This window comes from Pseudomonas trutticola BRTCR10, from assembly GCF_056155105.1.
Window position 1 is genome coordinate 1,433,359 of the sequence record NZ_CM149552.1, and the last position, 16,954, is coordinate 1,450,312.

The 16,954-nt window shown below is 59.6% G+C and carries 21 protein-coding genes; all 21 read left to right on the top strand.

Features of this window, described 5'->3' with window-relative positions:
* The first annotated feature begins 45 nt into the window (after positions 1-45).
* The 21 genes from ACVVH8_RS06205 (at position 46) to recA (ending at position 16,947) form a co-directional block, all read left to right on the top strand.
* The gene (locus ACVVH8_RS06205; protein WP_475229057.1) at positions 46-1,944 is read left to right on the top strand and encodes a phage tail protein; all 1,899 of its coding nucleotides are present in this window, start codon (positions 46-48) and stop codon (positions 1,942-1,944) included.
* A complete protein-coding gene (locus ACVVH8_RS06210) occupies positions 1,931-3,166 on the top strand; it encodes a DNA circularization protein (RefSeq protein WP_213027724.1) in 1,236 nt (411 codons plus the stop codon). Before ACVVH8_RS06205 ends, ACVVH8_RS06210 begins: the two co-directional genes overlap by 14 nt.
* 3 nt (positions 3,167-3,169) lie before the next feature.
* Positions 3,170-4,219, top strand: a complete 1,050-nt coding sequence (locus ACVVH8_RS06215) for a phage baseplate assembly protein (RefSeq protein WP_213027725.1) — start codon at positions 3,170-3,172, stop codon at positions 4,217-4,219.
* A gap of 133 nt (positions 4,220-4,352) precedes the next feature.
* Positions 4,353-4,862 carry a phage baseplate assembly protein V gene (locus ACVVH8_RS06220; RefSeq protein ID WP_475229059.1) on the top strand — a complete coding sequence of 170 codons (510 nt, stop codon included), beginning with the start codon at positions 4,353-4,355 and terminating at the stop codon, positions 4,860-4,862.
* Positions 4,862-5,260: a phage GP46 family protein gene (locus tag ACVVH8_RS06225; RefSeq protein WP_103302988.1), complete on the top strand. Its 399-nt coding sequence runs from the start codon at positions 4,862-4,864 to the stop codon at positions 5,258-5,260. Before ACVVH8_RS06220 ends, ACVVH8_RS06225 begins: the two co-directional genes overlap by 1 nt.
* Positions 5,250-6,296 carry a baseplate J/gp47 family protein gene (locus ACVVH8_RS06230; RefSeq protein WP_103302987.1) on the top strand — a complete coding sequence of 349 codons (1,047 nt, stop codon included), beginning with the start codon at positions 5,250-5,252 and terminating at the stop codon, positions 6,294-6,296. Before ACVVH8_RS06225 ends, ACVVH8_RS06230 begins: the two co-directional genes overlap by 11 nt.
* Entirely contained in the window at positions 6,284-6,883 is a 600-nt protein-coding gene (locus ACVVH8_RS06235; RefSeq protein WP_103302986.1) for a YmfQ family protein, read from the top strand. The genes ACVVH8_RS06230 and ACVVH8_RS06235 overlap by 13 nt, the downstream gene beginning before the upstream one ends.
* A gap of 13 nt (positions 6,884-6,896) precedes the next feature.
* Entirely contained in the window at positions 6,897-7,517 is a 621-nt protein-coding gene (locus ACVVH8_RS06240; protein ID WP_249412103.1) for a gp53-like domain-containing protein, read from the top strand.
* A 139-nt stretch (positions 7,518-7,656) separates the two neighbouring features.
* A complete protein-coding gene (locus tag ACVVH8_RS06245) occupies positions 7,657-7,986 on the top strand; it encodes a hypothetical protein (RefSeq protein ID WP_401303916.1) in 330 nt (109 codons plus the stop codon).
* Between the two features lie 200 nt (positions 7,987-8,186).
* A complete protein-coding gene (locus tag ACVVH8_RS06250) occupies positions 8,187-9,284 on the top strand; it encodes a phage tail protein (protein WP_475229062.1) in 1,098 nt (365 codons plus the stop codon).
* A 7-nt stretch (positions 9,285-9,291) separates the two neighbouring features.
* The gene (locus ACVVH8_RS06255) at positions 9,292-9,858 is read left to right on the top strand and encodes a tail fiber assembly protein (protein WP_401303910.1); all 567 of its coding nucleotides are present in this window, start codon (positions 9,292-9,294) and stop codon (positions 9,856-9,858) included.
* Positions 9,859-9,879: 21 nt separating this feature from the next.
* On the top strand, positions 9,880-10,806 hold the full coding sequence (locus ACVVH8_RS06260; RefSeq protein ID WP_475229064.1) for a glycine-rich domain-containing protein: 927 nt from the start codon (positions 9,880-9,882) through the stop codon (positions 10,804-10,806).
* Positions 10,806-11,273 (top strand): phage tail assembly chaperone, encoded by a 468-nt coding sequence (locus ACVVH8_RS06265; RefSeq protein WP_401303904.1) that lies wholly within the window; start codon positions 10,806-10,808, stop codon positions 11,271-11,273. Before ACVVH8_RS06260 ends, ACVVH8_RS06265 begins: the two co-directional genes overlap by 1 nt.
* A 40-nt stretch (positions 11,274-11,313) precedes the next feature.
* Positions 11,314-12,234, top strand: a complete 921-nt coding sequence (locus tag ACVVH8_RS06270) for a gp53-like domain-containing protein (RefSeq protein WP_213027732.1) — start codon at positions 11,314-11,316, stop codon at positions 12,232-12,234.
* 2 nt (positions 12,235-12,236) lie between these two features.
* Positions 12,237-12,677, top strand: coding sequence for a phage tail assembly chaperone (locus tag ACVVH8_RS06275; protein ID WP_475229067.1), 441 nt, complete (start codon positions 12,237-12,239; stop codon positions 12,675-12,677).
* A 28-nt stretch (positions 12,678-12,705) separates the two neighbouring features.
* Positions 12,706-13,908, top strand: a complete 1,203-nt coding sequence (locus ACVVH8_RS06280; RefSeq protein WP_475229070.1) for a carbohydrate-binding protein CenC — start codon at positions 12,706-12,708, stop codon at positions 13,906-13,908.
* Between the two features lie 10 nt (positions 13,909-13,918).
* Entirely contained in the window at positions 13,919-14,137 is a 219-nt protein-coding gene (locus tag ACVVH8_RS06285) for a hypothetical protein (protein WP_103302976.1), read from the top strand.
* A 36-nt stretch (positions 14,138-14,173) separates the two neighbouring features.
* A complete protein-coding gene (locus ACVVH8_RS06290) occupies positions 14,174-14,740 on the top strand; it encodes a glycoside hydrolase family 19 protein (RefSeq protein WP_475229072.1) in 567 nt (188 codons plus the stop codon).
* A complete protein-coding gene (locus ACVVH8_RS06295) occupies positions 14,719-15,237 on the top strand; it encodes a lysis system i-spanin subunit Rz (protein WP_475229074.1) in 519 nt (172 codons plus the stop codon). Before ACVVH8_RS06290 ends, ACVVH8_RS06295 begins: the two co-directional genes overlap by 22 nt.
* 67 nt (positions 15,238-15,304) lie before the next feature.
* On the top strand, positions 15,305-15,805 hold the full coding sequence (locus ACVVH8_RS06300; protein ID WP_475229077.1) for a CinA family protein: 501 nt from the start codon (positions 15,305-15,307) through the stop codon (positions 15,803-15,805).
* An 83-nt stretch (positions 15,806-15,888) separates the two neighbouring features.
* Positions 15,889-16,947 (top strand): recombinase RecA, encoded by a 1,059-nt coding sequence (gene recA / locus ACVVH8_RS06305; protein WP_103302972.1) that lies wholly within the window; start codon positions 15,889-15,891, stop codon positions 16,945-16,947.
* Positions 16,948-16,954: the final 7 nt, after the last annotated feature.

Sequence of the window (16,954 nt, forward strand, 5' to 3'; positions counted from 1 at the left end):
GCTGGAGCACGCGCAACGGATCAATGCGATGCAGCAGGTGCAGTGATGGCAGACGAAGAAAACAAAGCGAAAACCCCGGTGCTGCTGACGGGCATCGATGAACTGTCGCCCAAACTCGGCGCCCTGCGAGTAAAGGTCGAGAGCTTCAAGAAAAACCTCGAACAGACCGGCCTCGGCAAACTGGACATCAGCGGTCTGTTCAAGGGCGGCAGCGTGATCACGCCGTTCGTGGACGGCATCAAATCGGCGGCGGCGTTTCAGGGCAAGTTGACTGAAGTCAGCGAGACGGCGAAAACCGTTGACCTGCCCGCCGCGCCGAAAGTCGCCGCGCAGAACATGAACGTGTTCAGTGCATCGATGGAAAAGGTTTCGGCCGCCGTCGATGCCGCACTGGTGCCGGCGGTCGGCGCACTCGTGGTCGGACTGGAACCGATGCTGACCCAGGTCGGTAGCCTGCTCGCCGATAACCCGAAACTGGTCGAAGGCCTGGCGGCGGGGGCAATTGCCTTCTCCGCCATGCAAACCGCCGTCACCGGCATGACCCAAGTGATGGACGTGATGAGCATGGTGCTCAAGACCAATCCGATCATGCTGATCGCGATGGGCATCGCGGTGGCGGCCGGTTTGATTTATGCCAACTGGACGCCGATCAGCGCTTTCTTCAAGGGCCTGTGGGAGGGCGTGAAAAACATGGGGGCGAGTGCAATGGCGACGTTGCGCTCGATCCTCGATTGGCGCCCGCTGGATGCACTGGCGGCGCTGTGGTCACCGATCGCGGGATTTTTCTCCGGGATATGGGACAAGGTCAAAGCCGTCACTGCGCCGGTGATCGACTTTTTCAAATCGGTGTTCTCGTGGACGCCCGCCGGCATGATCCTGGAAAACTGGGCACCGCTGACGGGACTGTTTTCGGCGATCTGGGAATTGCTCAAGGCCTTGAGTGTGCCGGTGATGGCGTTTCTCAGAAACCTGTTTGATTTCTCGCCGATGCAGATGATCAGCAGTGCGTGGGGCGGTGTTGTCACGTACTTCGAACCGATGTTCGCCGGGCTGCGAAAAGTGGCGCAGTCGACTAAAGAGTTCTTCGTTTCGTTGTTCGACTTCTCGCCGATGCAGATGATCACCAGCGCTTGGGGCAGTGTCGTTGCGTACTTCCAGCCGTTGTGGGCGGCACTGCAATCGGCTGTGCAAAGCACCCGAGAGGCTTTGCGGACGTTGTTCGATTTTTTCCCGATGGAAATGATCACCAGCGCCTGGGGCGGTGTCGTTGGATTTTTCGAACCGATCTGGATGGCTCTGCAAACGTCAGTGCAACAGGTCAAAGGCTTTTTCACCAGCCTGTTCGAGTGGTCGCCGCTGGAGCAGATTGCGCAGTACTGGCAGCCGATCGGTGAAGTGTTTTCGGCGCTGTGGGATGTACTGCTGGCGTTGTCCGCGCCGGTCGTGGATTTTCTGCACACCCTGTTCGAATGGAAGCCCCTGGATCAGATCATCGAGAGCTGGGGGCCGATCACCGAGTGGTTCGGCGAGTTGTGGCAGAAACTGCAAACGGTTATCGCGCCGATCAAGGAACTGTTCGACGGTGGTTTCGCCGGGTTGATCGCCAAGGTCACCGGCAAGGTCGAAACCCTGACCCAAGCGCAACGCCAGACCAATGCCGAAGGCAAAGGTGAATTGGCCCCAGCGTTTTTTGGCGCAACCCCTCAAGCGCCGTCCACCGGGGCGTTGCAGGGCGGCTCCTTGCCGCAATCTTCCAGCGCTCTGATCCAGCAAAGCGCCGCCAACAACCGGACGCAACTCGAGGGCGGCCTGACCGTGCGCTTCGAAAATGCGCCGGCCGGACTGCGCACCGATCAACCGCAAAGCAATCAACCAGGGCTGGCGCTGTCGTCGCGCATCGGCTATCGCTCGCTATCGGCAGGAGGTTCCAATGAACTGGCGTGACCGTTTGTTGCCGGCATCCTTTCGCGGTGTCGGCTTCTGGATCGATCAGGCGAAAACCCCGGTCGGTCGCAAAGGTCAGTTGCATGAGTATCCGCAACGTGACCTGCCGTTTTTCGAGGACCTCGGCCAACAGGCCAAGACCCACGACATCACGGCATTCATCATCGGTGCCGATTGCCTGGAGCAGCGCGACAAGCTGCTCAAGGCACTGGAAGCGGGTAGCGGTGAACTGGTGCATCCATGGCTGGGACGCCTGCAAGTCAAGGTCGGCGAATGCGACATGACCCACACCCGCCAGGACGGCGGGCTGGTCACTTTTACCCTTAAGTTCTATCCCGATAAGCCGTTGCCGTTTCCGACCGCAACTGTCAGCACCCAGAAAGTCTTGCTGGCCAAAGCCGACACCTTGCTGGGTTCGGCGGTGGCACGCTTCGAGCAGGCGATGACGCTGATCAAGGCTGCGCGGATCGGCATTGCCAATCTGCGCAACAGCCTGACCGGGGTTTACGAGGTGATCAAGGAACAGCTCAAACCGTTGATCGAGCAGTACCGGCAGATCACCGAACTGGTCAAAGCGGTCAAGGAGTTGCCCAAGGAAGTGGCGGCGGAATTCAAGGGCTTGCTCGGTGATATCAAGGAGCTGAAGGCGTTCGCGAAGGAGGGCTATCGTGGCGTGATTGCCGACGTCTCCCAACAACTCGAAGCCATCCGCAAGGCTGATGCGCCGAAGATCACCACGGGCAAGGACACCAACGCAGCAGCGCAGGCGATGGCCGATCTGGTGCAGGACACGATGCTGGTCAAAGTGGCGCAATGGGTTGCGTCGATGCCAGTGGCGGCCCCGGCGGTGAAACTGTCGTCGACACCTTCGGTGGCGCATCAGGCGGACCAACCGGTGACCCGTCAGGAAGTGCCGGTGACCGATGAGATGAAAGCGCTGCAAAAGGCTGTCGGGGTGGCAATCGATCCGATGCTGGACAAGGCCGACCCCAAGCACCACCAGGCAATCAATGATGTGAAGGAAGCGCTGATTGCGCACCTCAAGGCCGTGGCGTCATCCGGTGTGCGACAGGTCACTAAATCGTTCCAGGAAAGCCTGCCGGCGCTGGTCGTGGCTTACAAGCAATTTGCCGATGCCACACGGGTGACTCAGGTGACTCAGAGTAACGCGATGAACCATCCGGGCTTTTCACCCAATGACGTGAAAGTCTCCAGGGAGTAGACCATGAGCGACATGGACAACCGCGTCACGCTGACGGTCAACAACCTGGAATACGGCGGCTGGAAAAGCGTGGAAATCACTGCTGATCTGGAGCGCCAGTTTCGTACCTTCAAACTCGACATCACCTGGCAATGGCCGGGGCAAACAGTGGATCAGCGGATCAAACCCGGCGACCCGTGCGAAGTAAAGATCGGCAACGATCTGGTGCTAACGGGGTACGTGTTCAAGGCACCGATCCGTTACGACGGCCGGCAGATCGGCCTGACCATCGAGGGCAGTTCCAGGACGCAGGATCTGGTCGATTGCGCCGCCACCAACCGGCCCAATCAATGGCAGGAGCAACCGTTGCTGAGCATCGTTCAGGCCTTGGCGATGGAATACTCGCTGATGGTGGTCAACCAGATTCCCGAGACCGCGCGGCTGGCCAAACACACGATTGTGCCGGGCGAAACGGTGTTCCAGTCGATCGACCGTTTGCTCTCGCTGTTCCGGGTGTTTTCCACCGATGACGAGCAGGGTCGGCTGGTGCTGGCCAAGCCCGGCAGTGGCGGTCGGGCGAGTGATGCGCTGGAGCTGGGCAAGAACATTTTGTCGGCCAACGCGCCGATGGATCACAGCCAGGTGTTCTCCGAATACCGGGTGATCGGTCAGCAAAAAGGTTCGGACAAGAAGAGCGGGGCGGCAGTCAGCGAAGTGGAATCAACGGCTGCCGATCTGTCTTTCAAACGTCGGCGCACGACGATCATCAACGAGGGCACGGCGCTGACCTTCGAGTTGGCTCAGCAACGTGCCCAGTGGGAAAGCGCGACCCGCATGGGCCGGGCGCAGACCACCACCTATCAGGTGCAAGGCTGGCGCCAGTCCAACGGCGATCTGTGGCGCCACAACACGCTGGTGAAGGTCACGGATCCGGTACTCGGGTTTGATGGCGACATGCTGATTTCCAAAGTGACGTACTCGCTGTCGGCGCAAGGCTCGGTGACCACGCTGCAAGTGGCGCCGCCGCACACCTTCGATCCCGATCCCACGCCACCGAAAAAAAACCAGGCCTGACACAGGTCCCTGTGGGAGCGGGCTTGCCCGCGATAGCGGTGGTTACCGCAAACACTTCTTTGCCTGACACACCGCCATCGCGGGCAAGCCCGCTCCCACAGGTTTTGTGTTGGCAAAGCCTTGAGGACAAACCATGAGCCTACTGACACGCCTGCTGGCGCGCGGCACTGTCGTGCTCGCCAATTCGGCATCCAAGCTGCAATCGCTGCAAATGCGCCTTACCGCCGGCGAAGTGAACGATGACCTCGAACACTTCGAGCCGTATGGCTTCACCAGCAATCCACTGGCTGGCGCCGAGGGGATCGTCACGTTCCTCGGCGGTGACCGTTCCCACGCCATCGCCCTGGTGGTCGCCGACCGTCGCTATCGCCTGCAATCGCTGGCTGCCGGCGAAGTGGCGATCTACACCGACGAGGGCGACAGGATTCACTTCAAGCGCGGACGGATCATCGACATCGAAACCGCCACGCTGAACATCCGCGCCAGTAGCGCGGTGAACTTCGATACGCCGGTCATCAACCAGACCGGCAAGCTTGTTTCCACTGGCGATCAGATTGCCGGCGGCATCAGCCAGATCAAACACGTGCACGTCGGCGTGCAGGCCGGTAGCGGCCAGACCGGCGCGCCGGCAGGAGGCAAGTGATGCTGATCAGCCCGAACCTCCACGCCGCACTGACCCGATCCGTACTCATCAGCCTGTTCACCTGGCGCCGCGCCGCCGATGACGATGCCCTCGACGACGAGGAGCGTTTCGGTTGGTGGGGCGACACTTTTCCCACCGTCGCCGATGATCGTATCGGTTCGCGGCTGTGGCTGCTGCGCCGGGTCAAGCTGACCCGACAGACCCAGATGGACGCCGAGTTCTACGCCCGCGAAGCCTTGCAATGGCTGATCGACGACGGCCATTGCAGCGCCATCGACATCATCAGCGAACGCCTCGACGCCCAGCGCCTGAACCTGCGCACGGTCCTGACCCTGGCCGACGGCGAACGTCTGGACATCAACCCCGATAACAGTTGGCAGGTGATCTATGCCGTTTGAAACCCCTTCGCTGCCGGTGCTGATCAAGCGCACCCAAAGCGACCTGGCCGGCGATTCGCTGCGCCAGTCCGATGCGCAAGTGCTGGCCCGCACCTTAGGCGGCGCGGCTTATGGTCTGTACGGTTATCTCGACTGGATTGCCGAGCAGATCCTGCCGGACAAGGCCGACGAATCGACCCTGGAACGCATCGCCGCGTTGCGCCTGAACCAACCGCGCAAACCTGCGCAAGTGGCCACCGGCAGTGTGAGTTTTACTGCGACGGCGGGTGCCGTGCTCGACGTTGACACGTTGCTGCAATCCAATGATGGCCGCACCTACAAAGTCACCGCCGCGCGCACCACCAGCAATGGCAGCAACAGCACCACGATCGCTGCGCTCGACGCCGGCAGCCTCGGCAACGCCGACGCGGGTCTGACGCTGACGCCGGTGCAACCGATTGCCGGCGTTGTCGGCAGCAGTTTCGTCGTTCTGGCGCCGGGGCTCAGTGGCGGTGTGGCGCGAGAAAGTCTGGAGTCGTTGCGCTCGCGGGTGATTCGCTCCTATCGCGTCATCCCCCACGGCGGCTCTTCCAGCGACTATGAAACCTGGGCGCTGGAAGTGCCGGGCGTGACCCGCGCCTGGTGCCGTGGCGGCTTGCTCGGTCCGGGCACGGTGACGGTGTTCATCATGCGCGACGACGATCCGCAACCGGTACCGAACGATGAGCAACTGGCCGAGGTTCAGGACTACATCGAACCGCTGCGCCCGGTGACTGCCGAGGTGCATGTGCAGCGACCGATTCAGGTGCCGGTGGTCTATCGCTTCAAAAGCGTCAACCCCGACACCACCGCCGTGCGTGCGGCGGTCGAAGCGCAGTTGCGCGATCTGCACAACCGCGAGGCCGATCTCGGCGTGCCGCTGCTGATCAGCCATATCCGCGAAGCCATCAGCAGCGCCGGCGGCGAATACGATCACACGCTCACCGCACCGGCGGCTGACGTACCTGCCGGCAAGAGTGAACTGCTGACTTTCGGAGGTTGCGTATGGGGGGCATAAGAACCGCCGCGCAATACCAGGCGCAACTGCGCGCCTTGCTGCCCGCCGGTCCCGCTTGGGACCCGGAGCAAGTCCCGGAACTCGAAGAAGTCCTGCATGGTGTCGCCGTCGAACTGGCACGCCTCGACGCCCGCGCCGCCGACCTGCTCAACGAAATGGACCCGGCCGGAGTCAGCGAACTGGTGCCGGACTGGGAACGGGTGATGGATCTGCCCGACCCATGCCTCGGCGCCACGCCACTGTTCGACGACCGCCGCCTCGCCGTACGCCGGCGTTTGCTCGCGGTCGGCAGTCAGGCCGTCGGTTACTACCTCGAAATCGCCAAAAGCCAGGGCTACCCCAACGCCAGCATCACCGAACTCGAAGCCCCACGCATGGGCCGCGCACGTTTTGGCGCGGCGCATTTCGGCACTTGGGAAGCGCAATTCATGTGGACGCTCAACACCGGCGGCCGCTTGCTGCTTGGCCGGCGTTTCGGCGCGAGCTACTGGGGCGAACGCTTCGGCGTCAATCCGGGCTCGGCGCTGGAATGCCTGATCCACCGCAGTGCGCCGGCGCATACCAAGGTGCACATCAATTATGACTAAGGGGGAATGAGCCATGGATTATCCGAAGAGTGTTCCCAGCGCCGGGTTGGTGAATGGGAAGTTTGTTGATGAGGACGCTATCAACGGCACACCGGGCTCGTTGATTCCTGCTGCCTGGGGCAATGGCGTGACGGAAGAAATCGTCAACGTCATCAAGGCAGCTGCCATCGTGCCAGACGAACAGAATCATGGTCAGCTTCAGCAGGCGATCATAAAAAACATCAGTGACAGATTACCCGGCCAGGCCAGCGAAACCGTTGCCGGAATGATGAAAGTCGCGACTCAGGATCAGGTCGGGAGCGGCGTGGATGACACGGTGGCGGTGACGCCGAAGAAGCTCAAACTTGGATTCAGCCTGGCAAACAACGGCGGAACCGGTTACCTCGGTTTTCCCTCCTGGATGGGCGGTTTGATCATCCAGTGGGGATGGATCAATAGCGCCACGACAGACGTGATTACCCCGCTTCCGGTCAGCTTCAACTCGAACTTTTTTCGAGTAATGGTGTGCAACGACTACACCGCATCCTCTGGGTCGATCGGTTATATCGCAGCCTCGCCTCGAAGCTTGTCCTCCTTCGTTTCCCGGGGTTCTAGCCCGTCTCTGGGCGCCCAATACATCGCCATAGGCAAGTAGGCCGTTTATGAAAATTTATTGGAGCCCTTCGGTTCAGGGTTTTTTTGATTCTCGTATCAATTCGTCGATTCCCAAGGACGCTGTCGAGATATCGCCATCACACCGTAACGAGTTGATCGACGGACCCAGGCGCAATCAGGTGATTGTGTGTCGTGCCAATGGCTTTCCCATTCTGGCCGATGCACCGTCCGCTACGCCGGCAGAGTCCACGGTCACTGAACGCCAATGGCGTGATGCGCAATTGAGCGAAACGGATCCCATGGTTGCACGGCACCGCGACGAGTTGGAAAACGCAGAAACCACCACCCTGTCAGTCGAGCAATACGCGGCGTTGCAGCAATATCGCCGCGACCTGCGCAACTGGCCCTCATCGACGCAGTTTCCAGCCATGTCAGGACGCCCTGTGCTGTCGGTTGCAGGCAACGTCACTGTGAAAAAGTCCCGGACCAAGTCCCGGGCCAAACCGTGATGCACATGATGCAATGAACTGGCGCGGATACCCCTAAGGCCACTTTGACGCGTTTTTTGTCGAAGCTTGCAGCCTGCCTTGTGCTCGCCCAAGCCCACTTCACCGTGGGCTTTTTTATTTTCAGAAACAGACCGCCACTGGCTCGCATCAGCGATCGCCGCGACGCGGTTCATTTGTTATTTCAGAGGAACGAAAGACCTATGGATTATCCAAAAAGCGTCCCCAGCGTCGGCCTGGTCGATGGCCGCTTTGTCGATGAAAACCCGGTGGCGGGAACGCCCGGTTCGTTGATTCCGGCGGTGTGGGGCAACAGCGTGACTCAGGAGATCCTGAGTGTGATTACCGGTGGTGGGTTGGTGGCTTCCGAAACGGACACCGGTCAGTTGTACAAGGCCATTCAGTCAATTGTCGGCAAGTCTAGTCCCATGCGCTCCCTGATCACCCGTATTTCTGCTTCAAAGCTGCTTGACGCGCAGGAGTTGGGGTTGGTTCTGATTGATGGCAGCGCGGGGGCGATGACCGTCACGCTTCCCGATGCGGATGCCGGGCTTGGTGTGCGTGACGTAATTGTTCGCCGTGTGGACAACACGGTTAACCGGTTGGTAGTCCAGGCATCAGGCAGCGACCGGATCCGTTTTCATACACACCTGTCGGCGAGCGGTTATCCGTTTCTGGTGCTGATGGGGGGCGGTGACTGGTGGCAATTGCGCAGTGACGGGGCGGGTAGTTGGTGGCCGGTTGGTCGCCTCGACAACACCCCTCTGGGCCGCCCTTCGTTCGAAACCACCATGGCGCTCAATCCCGGTGGCTACGGTCTGCTCAACGGCTATTTTTTCAAGCGTGCGGAATGGCCGTGGTTGTGGGACTTCGCTCAGGCTTCAGGAGCCCTGACGACAGAAGCGGCGCGATGGAACCGAGAAGGTGCGTGGACCAGTGGCGATGGTGCGTCGACCTTTCGAATTCCAGAAGTTCGCGGCGAATTTCTGCGAGCCCTCGATGAAACTCGAGGCGTGGATATAGGACGAGTCGTCGGCAGTTTGCAGAACCATGCACTGCAAAGCCATAACCACTACCTGCCCACCGGTTCAGGGTCTTCCAATCGGCCGGCGCCGTCTATCCCGGACCCTATCTGGAACGTTTCAAATGACGTCAACTTTTACCCAACCGACGGAACCATCGCGACCACGTACCCCAATCCTGCGTTCGACTCCGATACCTACATCGGCAACATCGGGAATTTTACGACGGAAACCCGACCGCGAAACATTGCCTATCCCGCGCGAATCAAACTGATCTGAGGTGCACATGTTCAATTACTTAATAGACGACGCCGGCGCGTTGACCGGCCCGGTCGATTTTCTACTCGTGCCGGGTATCGGCCTGCAACTGCCAGGCAATGCTGTCACGTTGAGCATCGAACTCGCTCCGCCACCCAGTGGATACGCGTGGGCGTATGAAAATGGCTCATTGCAGCAGCGAGTAGATTTGCGCGGTGATGTCTATCGCACCGACACGGGGATCCGAGAGACCTGGACAGCATTAGGCGATCTGCCTGAAGGCTTCACCACGCAGCCATGGCCCGGTGGGTTTCATTCGTGGGTCGATGGTGCCTGGAAAATCGATGAAGCAGCTTCATTGAAGAACCGTAAGCAAGTCACCCTGACCAAGCGCGATGAACTTCTTCGCGACGCCGTCCTGCGCATCGCCCCGCTGCAATACGCCGAAGATATTGGCGATGCCGATCATGACGAACAACTGCTGCTGATCGAATGGAAACTCTACAGCGTAGAGCTGAACCGTATCGAACAACAGCCAGGATTTCCCGATGAAATTACCTGGCCGGTCGCCCCCGGCACAGCGGTAGCCAACTGATTCAGCACAGGGAACAGTGCAATGGATTATCCAAAAAGTATTCCCGGGGTCGGGCTGGTCAACGGCGGCTTCGTCGATGAAAACCCGATCGCCGGTTCGCCCGGTTCGTTGATCCCCGCCGCCTGGGGCAACAGCGTCACGCAGGAAATTCTCAATGCGATCAAGGCCGCCGGGCTTACGCCGGATGAAGCCAGAACCGATCAACTGGCCAGCGCAATCGGTGCACTGGTCGACTTTACCAAACTGAAAAATACCCCAACCACGTTGACCGGTTATGGCATCACCGATGCGGTGGGACGGCTGCTGGCAGTTCGGCAGTTCGAGACGGTCGGGATCACGGTTTACAAGCCTAACCCCAAGGCCAGACGTATTCGTGTTCGACTGGTGGGGGCCGGTGGATCTGGCGGCGGTTGTGCATCTGTCGCCTCCGGGAACCTGCGTCTCGGTGGCGGCGGTGGATCGGGGGCCTATGCGGAGAGTCTGTATGACGTGACGCCCCAGATGCTTGCCGGCGTGCCCGTTTCTTTGGGGGCCGGTGGAGCTGCCAGCACTACGATGGGGCTGGTCGGCGGTGGGGCTTCCTTCGGCTCCTACATGAGCGTTACAGGAGGCGGCGGCGCACAGATCCTGAACATCGATACGACAACCTCATCCTCGGGGTACGTTCAGGGTGGCACTGGGGGTCAAGACGCCGTGGGCGGCAACCTTGCCAATGCACGGGGTCACACCGGTGGCTACGCAATGTTCAACGGCAATTGGGGAATGCTCTCCGGAGGCGGAGCTGCCAGCCCGTTTGACGGTGGCGCCCCGTACAGGGGCGTACACAATCCGGGTTTCGCAGGCGTCCGAGGCTCGGGAGGCAGTGGCTCTTGCTCGTCAAATCCGTCGAGTTCATTCGTCAGCGGCGCCGGCGGCAACACCTTCTGTGAAATCTGGGAGTACGAGTAATGGCCGTTTATGCACGGATCGAGAACGGCGTGGTCGTCGAACGGATCGACGCCGGTGACTACGCAATCAGCCAACTGTTCGCGCCGTCTTTTGTCGAGTCGATGGTGCGAGTGCCGGATGGCCAGGTGGTCGAAATCGGCGCGCCGATCAGTCAGTTGCCGACAGCTGCCGAACCACTGCCCGCGCAGCAAAGTCCGGTGATCCTCCAGGCGCCGGTTGTTGCAGATCAAGCGCCTGCGGCAGCGGAACGTAGCTGGCGTCAGGCATCCCTGTCAGCGACTGAATGGCTGGTCACTCGTCATCGCGATGAGCAGGAACTGGGGCGTGGAACCTTGCTCAAGGCTTCCCAATATCTGGAACTGCTCGAGTACCGACAAGCGCTGCGCGACTGGCCTGATTCAGCGCTTTTTCCCACAGCGGATTCCCGGCCATCTGCGCCGCTTTGGCTGGCCAGCGTGATTGGCTGAGGCCTGCGCACCCACTGTATTTCAATCAAGGAGATTAACCTTGGACTATCCCAAAAGTGTGCCCAGTGTCGGGCTGGTCAACGGCCAGTTTGTCGATGAAGACCCGGTTGCCGGAAAGCCCGGTTCGCTGATCCCGGCGACGTGGGGCAACAGCGTCACGCAAGAAATTCTTAACGTGGTTCAGGCGGCCGGCCTGACACCGAATGAGTCGTCGAACAATCAGTTGCTGGGGGCATTGCGCAGTCCGGCATTGTTCATGACCGCCCCGCAGTTTGATGGCGGACGCTCAGCAGCAACGTCCGAGTTTGTGCAGCGGGCGTTGGGCAATTATGCAAGTGCGCGTGGGATATCCGCCGCCACGCAATTGACCTTGTCCGATGTCGGCTGCTCGATCGGTCTGGGTGGTAACGCAGCGTATACCGTGACGCTTCCGGATACCGCTGCGGTGCCGAGTGGCGCCACGATCAGCCTGCATTGCCGCAACAGCGCCCCCGTCACCGTGGCCAGTAAAACCGGCACGCAGATCAGTCCGCAAGGGGCTTATCTGGCGTCGATCGTAATGAACAATGGTGAAAGTGCGAACTTCGTCAGAGAGTCCGGTGTGTGGGTGGTTTATGGCACGGCTGCGCTGAAGTACTCGGCCAATTACGCCGCACAGTTCGCCACATCGGGATATCAAAAGTTTCCCAGCGGTTTGATCGTGCAGTGGGTGACGGGGGGATCCGATGCGAATGGCAACATGACGGTGTCGCTGCCGATCAGGTTTCCCAATGCTGTCCTCGGCGGTGTTGCCAATGAAGGCTACCCGGCAGGTTGGGGTGCCTCCAACGTTACCGTTTGGGCATTTGACGGCGCGAACTCGACGACAACGACAGTGGCTGCCCGGGTGCGCAACGTCCTGGCTTCAAGTGTGAAGGCCGAGCCGGGAATTGCTGGCCGCATTCTGGTTTGGGGGTACTGACCATGACGATTTACTTTTATGCACAAAGTCTCGGCTTTGATCGAGTCGACAGCGCACTTCCCGAAGTGCCTGAAGGGGCGGTGGAAATCACCCAGGCGCAATACGTCGAACTGTTCGCCGGGCAGGCGAGTGGCAAAGTCATTAGCGCCAGTGCCAGTGGTCAGCCTGTGCTGATCGACCCTGTCATTTCCCCGATTGCCCTTGCCAGCCATGAACGCGCATGGCGTAACAAAGTGCTGCAGGACACACAGTGGTTGGTGCTTCGCGACGCTGAAGAGCTGGAAGTCGGTGAGGGCACGACCCTGCTCGCCGAAGAGTTCAAACAACTGCTGTCTTACCGACAGTCACTACGCGAGTGGCCCAATGACCCGGATTTCCCGGATGCACGCTCACGCCCGGTTGAACCCGACTGGCTGCAAATCTTGCTGCGAACGAACGGCTGAGTCGCCGCTGATCTGAAGAGGAATTAAAGTGGATTATCCAAGAAGCGTCCTCAGCTCCGGCTTGGTCGACGGCAAATTTGTTGACGAAGACGCGATAGCCGGAACGCCGGGATCGCTGATCCCAGCGAGCTGGGGCAACAGTGTTACTCAGGAAATACTCAGCGCGATTACCGCGGCTGGTTTGAAACCGGACGAACTACAGACTGATCAATTGGCTCAGGCGATCCGGCAATTATCCAGACCGGATCCGTTGCAACAATTTCCGGTACAGGTGTATCGCAGAAATGTGCTGATCAATGGCGGGTTCGATATCTGGCAGCGCGGAACGACCAACCAAGGCCCGAACATCGGTGGTTATGTGGCAGATCGCTTTCGCTGCGACTGGAACGGTAGTGCTGCGGTGAATATCAGTCGTCAGGTTTTTCCTCTTGGGCAAACTGACGTTCCTGGCGAACCGGACTGTTTTCTGCGTTGGCAGCAAACGGCGGCCGGGGCTGGAGCTACCACCCACAAGGTTTCTCAGAGTATCGAGTCGGTCAGAACCCTTGCGGGTAAAACCGCTACGTTGACATTTTGGGCGCGCTCCGACGCGGTTCGACCATTGAGAGTCGCGATTGCCCAGCAGTTTGGTGCGGGGGGCTCGGAAGCAGTTGTAAAAGTTGTAGATGTTTTTCAACTGAACACGACGTGGACTCGACACACCGCAACCTTCCAAGTGCCTGCTATCGCCGGAAAGATGAAGGGAGTCAATGATTGTCTGACATTGTCATTCGACTTGCCGCTGAATGTATTGCAGACAGTGGATCTGACCCGGATCCAGTTGGAAGAGGGGCCCGTTTCCACTCCCTTCGAATATCGTTCCTTCGCAGAAGAACTGTTGCTCTGTCAGCGCTATTTTGAAAAATCCTTTGTGAACGGGCTGGCGATAAAAGCGAATAACGGTACCAACACGTGTACTGCGACTTTCACTCAAATTCCCACGGGAAATACCGGCCAGTACGGAATGACTATCGGCTTTCTGGTACAGAAACGAGTACAGCCGACTGTAACCGCCTATTGCCCGGGCGAAAACAGTAACCAAGTCTGGAATCAAGCGATGAGCAAGGCTTGCACCGGTACCACTCTCCAAAGTGTGGCAGAGCGCGGTCTTTCGTTTGCCACTGTTACGCCTGTCGGCAGTGCGCCAGGGCAGACTTTGCAGTTGGAATGGACAGCGGACGCTGAAATCTAGGATTGAGCTTATGACATATCAACTGACTGCTTGCGGGGTGCTGCGCATTGAAGACTCAGCATTCATTCCACAGGATTCAACCAATCGCGACTGGCTTGAGTATCAGGCGTGGCTGTTAGCGGGCGGGCAAGTACTGCCAATGGGCGGAACACTTGAAGCTGATGTTCCGGGTGGCACCCTGAAAACTCTGGCAAATAAATGGCTGGCAGGCATTGCCCGTCCGTCGTGATTCAATCGGGGCAATATCCAGGGAGGATCAAGCATTATGCAAATAACCGAAAACAACCTTTTAACCATCATGCCCAACGCCCGCAGCCAAGCGGGCGTTTTTGTTTCTGCGCTCAACTCTGCGATGGCGCGCCGTCGCATCGATTCGCCCAAACGCATCGCTGCGTTTCTCGCGCAGATCGGTCACGAGTCGGGCCATTTGCAGTTCGTACGGGAGCTGGGCAACAACCAGTATCTGAGCAAATACGACACCGGCACGCTGGCGCTACGCCTGGGTAACACGCCCGAGGCGGACGGCGATGGCCAGAGGTATCGTGGTCGCGGGCTGATCCAGATCACAGGTCGCAGTAACTATCGCCAATGCAGCGTTGGATTATTCGGCGATGAGCGGTTGCTGTCGTTGCCGGAGTTGTTAGAGCAGCCGCAATGGGCCGCCGAGTCCGCCGCCTGGTTCTGGGAGCAGAACGGCTTGAACGAGTTGGCCGACCGCGACCAGTTCAACACCATCACCCGTCGTATCAACGGCGGGTTGAACGGTTTGCAGGATCGTCTGGAAATCTGGGCGCGGGCGAGGGCGGTGTTATGCCAATCCCCTGGCGAGTAATTGGTCTGTTGTTGCTGGCCGTGGGTGCTTTTGCTGCCGCCTGGCAACTTCAGGACTGGCGCTACGGCCGGCAACTGGTGGAGCAGGCTCGGTCAAGCGCCGACACCCTCAATCATCTGACCCAGACCGCCGCCACTGCGCAACAGGCCGAGCAAGATAAACGTCTGGCGCTGGAGCAGCGGCTCGCCGCCAGTGAACAAACCCACTTTCGAGCGATGAGCGATGCCCAACGTGATCAGGATCGCTTGCGCGATCGTCTTGCCACTGCTGATGTGCGCCTGTCAGTCCTCCTCGATGCCGGCGACGTTGCCGCCGGCTGCGCGTTGCCAGCCCCCACCGGCCCCGGCGGCGTGGATCATGCAGCCGTACGCGCCCGACTTGACCCGGCGCATGCTCAACGAATTATCGCCATCACCGACAGCGGCGACCGCGGACTGATTGCCTTGCAAGCGTGTCAGGCCTATGTCAGAGCGCTGGCGCCTGCACATTTTGAATGAGTCTGTGTATTGAAAGCGCAACCGGCTCGTGTACGGTGGAGGCATTCCACACGATCTGGAGCGCACCGTGAAAGAGATCACCCAACTGGCTGCCGAACTTGGCCGACGCCTGCAAGTGCTCAATGCCCACGTCACCACCGCTGAATCCTGCACCGGTGGCGGGATCGCCGAAGCGATCACCCGGATTCCGGGCAGTTCGGCATGGTTCGAGGCCGGTTACGTGACGTACTCCAATCGGCAGAAAACCCAGCAACTGAATGTGCCGGCCGAGTTGTTCGGCACGGTGGGTGCCGTCAGTCGGGAAGTCGTCGAAGCGATGGTACTGGGGGCGCAGAAACACAGCCTGGCGCGATTCGCTGTCGCGGTCAGCGGCGTGGCCGGACCCGATGGCGGTACGCCGAACAAACCGGTGGGCACAGTCTGGCTGGCGTGGGGCGTGGGCGATGTGGTTTCCAGCGAGGTTCAACACTTCGCCGGCAACCGCGATGAAGTCCGCCGACAAACGGTGAAGGCCGCGCTAGAGGGGCTCCTGCGACTGGCGGCACGAGAAATCGAAAATCAGGGGTAGGCGATCCGCGAACGCTGTGGAATAATACTGGCTACTTATACAGGTGTTGGCCGTCAGGCCTTATTGATTACGTGAGGACTTTAATGGACGACAACAAGAAGAAAGCCTTGGCTGCGGCCCTGGGTCAGATCGAACGTCAATTCGGCAAGGGTGCCGTAATGCGTATGGGCGATCAGGACCGTCAGGCGATCCCATCCATCTCCACTGGCTCTCTGGGTCTGGACATTGCACTCGGCATCGGCGGCCTGCCAAAAGGCCGTATCGTTGAAATCTACGGTCCTGAATCTTCCGGTAAAACCACACTGACATTGTCCGTTATCGCTCAGGCACAAAAAGCCGGCGCGACCTGCGCATTCGTCGACGCCGAACACGCCCTCGACCCTGAGTACGCCGGCAAACTGGGCGTCAACGTCGATGACCTGCTGGTGTCCCAGCCGGACACTGGCGAACAGGCCCTGGAAATCACCGACATGCTGGTGCGTTCCAACGCGGTTGACGTGATCATCGTCGACTCCGTGGCTGCACTGGTGCCGAAGGCTGAAATCGAAGGCGAAATGGGTGACATGCACGTGGGCCTGCAAGCCCGTCTGATGTCCCAGGCGCTGCGTAAAATCACCGGTAACATCAAGAACGCCAACTGCCTGGTGATCTTCATCAACCAGATTCGTATGAAGATCGGCGTGATGTTCGGTAGCCCGGAGACCACCACCGGTGGTAACGCGCTGAAGTTCTACGCTTCGGTTCGTCTCGACATCCGCCGTACCGGCGCGGTGAAAGAAGGCGACGAAGTGGTCGGTAGCGAAACCCGCGTCAAGGTTGTGAAGAACAAGGTGGCTTCGCCGTTCCGTCAGGCCGAGTTCCAGATTCTTTACGGCAAGGGCATCTACCTCAACGGCGAGATGATCGACCTGGGCGTGCTGCACGGTTTCGTTGAGAAGTCTGGCGCTTGGTACGCTTACGAAGGCACCAAGATCGGTCAGGGCAAGGCCAACTCGGCCAAGTTCCTGGCAGACAATCCGGAAATCGCTGCCAAGCTCGAGAAGCAACTGCGTGACAAACTGCTGGCACCAGCAGCAGACGTCAAGGCTTCGGCGACCCGCGACAAAATCGACGATATGGCCGAGGCCGACATCGACGTTTGAAGTCTCT